Source organism: Rhizobacter sp. P3_C12 (assembly GCF_056402735.1).
In genome coordinates, this window is the sequence record NZ_JBFUGW010000333.1 from 1 (window position 1) to 6,117 (window position 6,117).

General features: G+C 70.9%; 4 protein-coding genes. 1 reads left to right on the forward strand and 3 read right to left on the reverse strand.

The genetic code is table 11. From position 1 onward, the window contains the following. Positions 1-159 precede the first annotated feature (159 nt). Genes AC1DXV_RS30170 through AC1DXV_RS30180 form a run of 3 tightly spaced genes read right to left on the reverse strand, consistent with a single transcriptional unit; the run spans position 160 to position 4,980 of the window. Complete coding sequence (locus tag AC1DXV_RS30170; RefSeq protein WP_477937130.1) at positions 160-2,979, reverse strand: ATP-binding protein; 2,820 nt, start codon at positions 2,977-2,979, stop codon at positions 160-162. 4 nt (positions 2,980-2,983) lie between these two features. After that, positions 2,984-3,640 carry a hypothetical protein gene (locus AC1DXV_RS30175; protein WP_477870196.1) on the reverse strand — a complete coding sequence of 219 codons (657 nt, stop codon included), beginning with the start codon at positions 3,638-3,640 and terminating at the stop codon, positions 2,984-2,986. Then, the gene (locus AC1DXV_RS30180) at positions 3,637-4,980 is read right to left on the reverse strand and encodes a hypothetical protein (RefSeq protein ID WP_477937132.1); all 1,344 of its coding nucleotides are present in this window, start codon (positions 4,978-4,980) and stop codon (positions 3,637-3,639) included. Before AC1DXV_RS30180 ends, AC1DXV_RS30175 begins: the two co-directional genes overlap by 4 nt. Positions 4,981-5,125: 145 nt before the next feature. Here AC1DXV_RS30180 and AC1DXV_RS30185 point away from each other — a divergent pair, with 145 nt between their 5' ends. After that, positions 5,126-5,893, forward strand: a complete 768-nt coding sequence (locus AC1DXV_RS30185; protein ID WP_477937134.1) for a transporter substrate-binding domain-containing protein — start codon at positions 5,126-5,128, stop codon at positions 5,891-5,893. Positions 5,894-6,117: the final 224 nt, after the last annotated feature.

Sequence of the window (6,117 nt, forward strand, 5' to 3'; positions counted from 1 at the left end):
GCGGCAGCCACTGCCGCGTCAGGCTGTCCGCACGCGCCCAGCGCGTCAGCATCTCGCGCTGCGGCAGGCCCAGCAGCGGCAGCGCAGCCGGCGGCGCCGAGGCCTYGACGCGCCGCTCCCTGAGCTTCGCGGCCGGGTAGCGCGTGACCACCTCGCCCGTCATGGCATCGGCGACACCGGTTGCCGCCGCTGCAGCACGCCGATCGGCGGGGCCCAGCGCGCGCCCTTCTGCTTCTTCGAGGTCACCAGCGTGATGTCGGCCGGCTCGAACACCTCCACGTTGTGCGTGATCGGCGTGGTCAGCACGTACTGCGCACGCGTTGATTTCAGGAAGTGCCCCACCAGCTGGATGTTGCGCACGTCCAGGTGGGCGAACGGCTCGTCGATGAAGACGAAGCCGCCGGTCGTCTCGTCGTCCTTCATCAAGCCCACCAGCAGGATCAGCGACTTGATCACCTGCTGGCCGCCCGAGGCCTCGCCGTCGTTCAGCCCGATGCTGCCCTTGCCGTCGAAGTTGAAGTGCACCTTCAGCTCGGCCTGCTTCAGCACGGTGTCGTCGTTGTCGAGGTGCGGCAGGTCGGCGTTCACCTCCACGCCGGCCAGCTGGCCGAGCTCGGTGATGTTCTTGCGGTAGCGCCGCACCGTGGCGCGCAGCACGTCGATGTAGCGTGCGCGGGCGTTGTCGACCGCCACGCGCGCCGCCTCGTTGCTGGCCTTGCGATCGCCGAGCTGGCCTTCCTGCTGTCGCACGGCGGCCGTCATCAGCGTCAGCTTCTCCTCGACGCTGGCATCGGTCTCCCAATGGCCCTGCGCCAGCTCGGCCTCGATGGCCTCGTTGCGCAGCTTCGCCTGCGTCGCATTGCCGTAGCGCTGGCGCAGTGCGTCGACTTGCACCGGCGCGATCCAGCGTGCGGGGAAGCGCGCCCTGTCCTTCTGCGAGTTGGCGATGCGGCTGCGCAGCCCGTCGTGGCGCTCGGTCCAGTCGTGTTGCTGCTGCGCGCTGCGCGACTCGCTGTCCTGCAGGCGGCGCTGCGCCTGTTCGTAGTCGTACTGGCTGGTGCGTTGCGCGGCCACCGCGGCAGTGAACTGCCGGTCCAGCTCCTGCCAGCGCTGACCGGTCGCGATCCGTACACGCGTCAGCTCGGGCAATGCGCTGCGCGCCTGCGCGAACTCCTCGCTGCGGCGCGCGAGCTCCTCCACGGCCTTGTGACCCTGGGCCGCCTGCTGCGCATCGCTCAACTGCCGCTGCACCGCGTGCTGCTCCTGCGCCACCTGGGTGAGCTGGTCATCCAACTGCGACAGCCTTCGATCAATCGACTGCCGGCGCGAGGCCAGCGCCGCCGCGCCGAACTGGTGATCGCCGGGGTCGACCCACACGCTCCGGCCGCCGCGGCCATCGCGGTGGTAGGCGAGTGGCGTGATCCATTCGCCGCCCTGCCGTGCACCCTGGGCCGTGCTGTCCACGCGCTGGATGTGCGCCAGCTGGCGCAACAGCCAGCCGGGCGCCGCTGCGCTGAACTTCAGCACCTCCAGCAGGCTTCCTGCCGGCGGCTTGACCGGCGCCGCTTCGGCGTCGGCCACCACGTAGTGGCGATAGCGCTCGCGTTCAGCCAGCGCCATCGCCTGCGCTTCGTCGGCGGCGCGCTGCAGCACCACCACCCACCGCGCGCCACGCAGCGCGCCTTCAGCGGCGGCACGCCACGCGTCGTCGGTGATCTCGATCACGTCAACCAGCAGGTGGTGGGCGATTCCGGCGTCGTTCAAGGTCTTGCGGAAGCGCACCACGTCGGGCGGGCCCTTCCCTCCGTGGTGCCCCTGCAGCTCCGACAAGGCGCGCGCGGCGTCGGCCCGCTGGTCGCTCAATCGCTGCCAGTCGGCACCGAGCGCCTGTTTCTTCGCTTCCAGTTGCTGGACCCGCTCGCGCAACTGGCCCGCATCGCCTTCGATGGAGGCCAGCGCGTCGAGCTCCTTCGCATGCTTGACCAGCACCTCCAACGGGCGCTCGGCCTCGCGAGCGGCCTCTTGCGCCTGCTTGGCGGCATCGCGCTCGCGCTCCAGCGTATTCACACGCTCGGCATCCGCCGACCTGGCCTCGAGCAAGGTCAGCAGCTGCGCCTTCAGCTGTGCGCGCTGCCGCCCCTGCTGGGCCAGCTCGAGCCGCTGCCGGTGCAACTCGCGCAGCTTGCCGGCGAGCTGCTCGCGCTCCTCGGCCCAGGCCAGCACCGGGATCACCTCGGTGTTCAGCGTCTCGCGCTCGCGCAGCTTCAGCTGGTACTGCTGGTAGAGGTTGACGCGTGCCTCCAGCTCGGCGCGCTGGGCCCGGCCATGGGCCAGCTCGCGCTCGGCGACCTCCACCTCCTGGCTCAGCTGGCGCTGGTGGTTGCGGGCGTCTTCATAGCGGTCCAGCACGTCCTGGTCGCCGAACACGTCGAACACCAGCCTCAGCAGCTCCTTCGGCGAGTACTCGCAGAGCCGGTCGGTCTGCCCCTGCTCGAGCGCCAGCACGCGTGCGATCGCGCGGCTCAGGCCGGCCCCTTCGAGGCGGCGCCGCCAGTGCTCGATGCCGAGCCAGTCCTTGTCGGGGCGCTCCACCAGCGATTCGATGGACACGTCGCCGTCGACCATCACGTAGCGGCGCTGCCAGTCGCCGCCGTTGCGCTCGATGCGGCAGGCCAGCGTCACCGTGTCGGCATACAGCAGGCAGCGCGCGAAGGGCCGGTTCGAGGCCTGCCGGTTGCGCGGCCGGTTGTCGACGGTGGCGCGCAGCCAGGCGCTGTCGGCATTGGCATGGCGCGCGTAGGTCTTGTAGCTGCGCCCGCCGGAGCAGTCGAGGCCGAGCAGCGTGCGCATCGCGTCGAGCAGCGTGGTCTTGCCCGAGCCGTTCGGGCCGGCCACGGTGATGATGGCGCCGTCGAGCGGCAGCGTGAGGCGCTGGCAGTAGTCCCAGTGCAGCAGTTCGAGGCATTGCAGGTGGAACATCGGGTCAGGCCTCCTGCGCGCCGCGGGCCCGCCCCAGCACCTCGTGCAGCGCACCGTCGAGGATGCGCGGCGCGAGCACGTCGTAGTCGAGCAGCAGGTCGAGCAGCGGGCCCTCGGCGATCTCGTCGCCGCGGTGCACGATGAAGCCGTGGTTCGCGAGCCGCTTCAGGTTGCCGTCGAGCCGTGTCTTCTTGCCCAGCTGCACGCCGAAATCGGTCAGCAGCGACTTGTACGACACCACCGGGCTGACGCTCACGGCATCGGGCAGCGGGCGGGCGGTGTTGAACATCTCGTTCTGGCCGTCGGATTCGAGGCTGGTGGCGCGCGCGGCCTGGCGTTCGCGCTTGGGCAGCACGATCAGCGACCACAGCACGATCAGCAGCGAGACGGCGTCGCGCGGCAGGTCGATGTTGTTGTGGCTGTCGAGCCCGGCCTCGCCGAACACCGCGCTCTCGGCCGGGCGCAGCAGCGCCACGGTGATGTGGTCGGCGTAGAGGTTGTCGACCAGCCGCAGGCCGACCTGGGCCAGCCGCTCCTGCAGGGCGGACCAGAGCTCGGCGTCGATCAGTGCGCGCTTGACCTTGGGATGCTGCCGCGGCAGCCAGCGGCGCGCGAGCAGTTCGGCCGCCAGCACGGCGGCGTCGTCGAGGGAAGTACTCATTCGGGAATGCGGATGGCGTCGGGTGGGGTGGGTTCGGCGGGCAGCGCGCGGCCGCTGCGTTGCAGGTGCCCCTCGCTGATCAGCGCGACCTCGGGATCGGTGGTCTTCAGCAGCGTGGGCGTGAGCGCCACCTGCCACGGCATCCGCGCGAGTTCACCGGTGGGGCTCTTCAGCGCCTGGGCCTGCGCATCGCCGAGCAGCGGCATCAGCTGCAATCGGTAGGCGGCATGCGCGAAGCGCCCGCCCAGCACGGCCTCGCCCAGCAGGTGGTCGGCGGTGGCGRCGTCGCCGGGCGCCCTGCTCCAGCGGCCGAGCAGGCCGATCAGCTCGCCCAGTTCAGGCGGCAGGCTGAGGATGTCGAGCGTGCCGGCATCCGCCTGCGCGGGCGGCGGCAGGCCGGTGCTGCGCGTGGGGTCGGGGCGGTCGCGCTCGAACTCACCTTCGGCCACGTCGAGCAGGTCGTGCTGCGTCACGAAGACGGGCCGCACGCCGATAGACAGCGCCTCGCCGAGCAGGCTCGCCAGGTCGGTGTGGTGCTGCAGCCAGTTGCGCACATCGGACGAGGTGAGCCCGCTGCTGCCCAGCGTGACGCGCTGGCGGTCGGCCTGCTGCAGCGCGCGCGTGAACTGGCTGGCCATCGACAGCAGCCTTGCCTGGTCCTGCCCGAGCGCGCGGGCGGCGCGCTCCAGGCGCGGGCTGTCGTTGTGGTCCTGGATGATGGCCGACAGCGCCTGCCCGGCCTTGTCGACCAGTTTCAGTGCGCGGTCGAAGCGCGGCTGGGCCAGGCGCAGCCGCGCCTCGGAGCCGCTCGCGATGGCCTCGGCGAACTCGTCGTGCAGCCGCGCGAGCTGCGCATGCAGGTGCTGCAGCTGGCTGGCGTCGACCAGGCCGAGCTGCTGCGAGCCGGCCACCTGCGCGAGCAGGCCGGACAGCTCGTCATCCTGCTGCGCGGCGGTCAGCGGCGCGAGCAGCGCCTGCACCTGCTGGGCGAGCGGCGAGAGGTGGTAATCCTGCGCGGTGGCATCCCAGACCAGCAGGTCGAGGTCGCGCAGGCGCTTGAGTGCCGCGTCGAGGGGATCGGGCAGCACGGCATGGAAGAGTTGATTGACATCGTCGCGCGAGAGCCTGCCCTGGGGCTGGGCCGCCAGTTCGAGGAAGCACCACAACCGCAGCCTGACGAGCGCCGCGCTGCCGCCGAACAGCCCGCGCAGCGCGTCGATCGCCGGCTGCTTCTGCGCGAGCGCGAAGGACAGCGGGTGCTCTTGCGGGTAGCCGGGGTCGCGGAACAGGTCCTCGAACTGAACGATGTCGGCGGTATCGAGAGTCGGGCCGTCGTTCATCGGCGGCATTTTGCCTCAGCGGCATGGTGCAGGAACTGCTCTTCAGTGACGCGATACTGCGCCTTCAGTCCGTGGAGCCCGCCCCATGCCCTCTTCGATGACCCGTCGCCACGCAGCACTGTCCTGCGCCCTCGCGCCCCTCGTGATGGCCAGCGCCTGCACCTCGGCACCCGCACTGCCCGCCGGCGCAGCGGCCGCCCTCGCCCCGCACGGCCGGCTGCGCGCCTGCATCAACCTCGGCAATCCGATCCTCGCCAACCGCGATGCGGCGGGTGTCGTGAGCGGCGTGTCGGTCGACCTGGCCACGCTGCTCGCGCAACGCCTGGGCGTGCCGCTGGATGTGGTCGTCGTCGAGGCCGCGCTGCAATCGGTCGACACCGTGAAGGCGGACCGGGCCGACATCGGCTTCTTCGCGATCGACCCGCGGCGCAGCGACGGCATCGGCTTCAGCGCGCCGTACGTGCTGATCGAAGGCGCCTTCCTGGTGCGCAACGATTCGCCGCTGACCGACAACGCGCAGGTCGACCGCGCCGGCACCCGCATCATGGTCGGCCGCGGCAGTGCCTACGACTTGTACCTGTCGCGCGAGCTGAAGGCGGCGCAGCTGATGCGCACGCCCACCTCGCAGGCGGTCGTCGAGCGCTTCCTCGCCGAAGGCGCCGACGTGGCCGCCGGCGTGCGCCAGCAGCTCGAATCCGATGCCGCGCGGCTGCCCGGCCTGCGCCTGCTGCGCGGGCGCTTCATGGTGATCGAGCAGGCGATGGGCCTGCCGCTGACGCGAGGTGCTGCTGCTACCGCGCTGCTTGCCGGCTTCGTCGAACAAGCCAAGGCGAGCGGCTACGTCGCGCAATCGCTGGCGCGGCATGGCATTCATGGGGCTGTCGTCGCGCCGTCCTTGGGCAAAGGCGCGTGAGGGGAGGCTGTGGCTCGCCGGCCGGTGCGGTCTTCGCCCCCTGGGGGGCGAAGACTCCCCTCCGCTGACTGGTTTCATGGCCCGTCGCCCAAACTCCCTCCACTCACTTCGTTCGTTGTGGTCAAACAGTGGGCGACAGTCAGTGCACGAAGCGTGCTGCGCACGCGGGCCATGAAACCAGCCAGCTCCGGCGCCCCGTCCCTATTGGCGCTCCACAGCCTCCC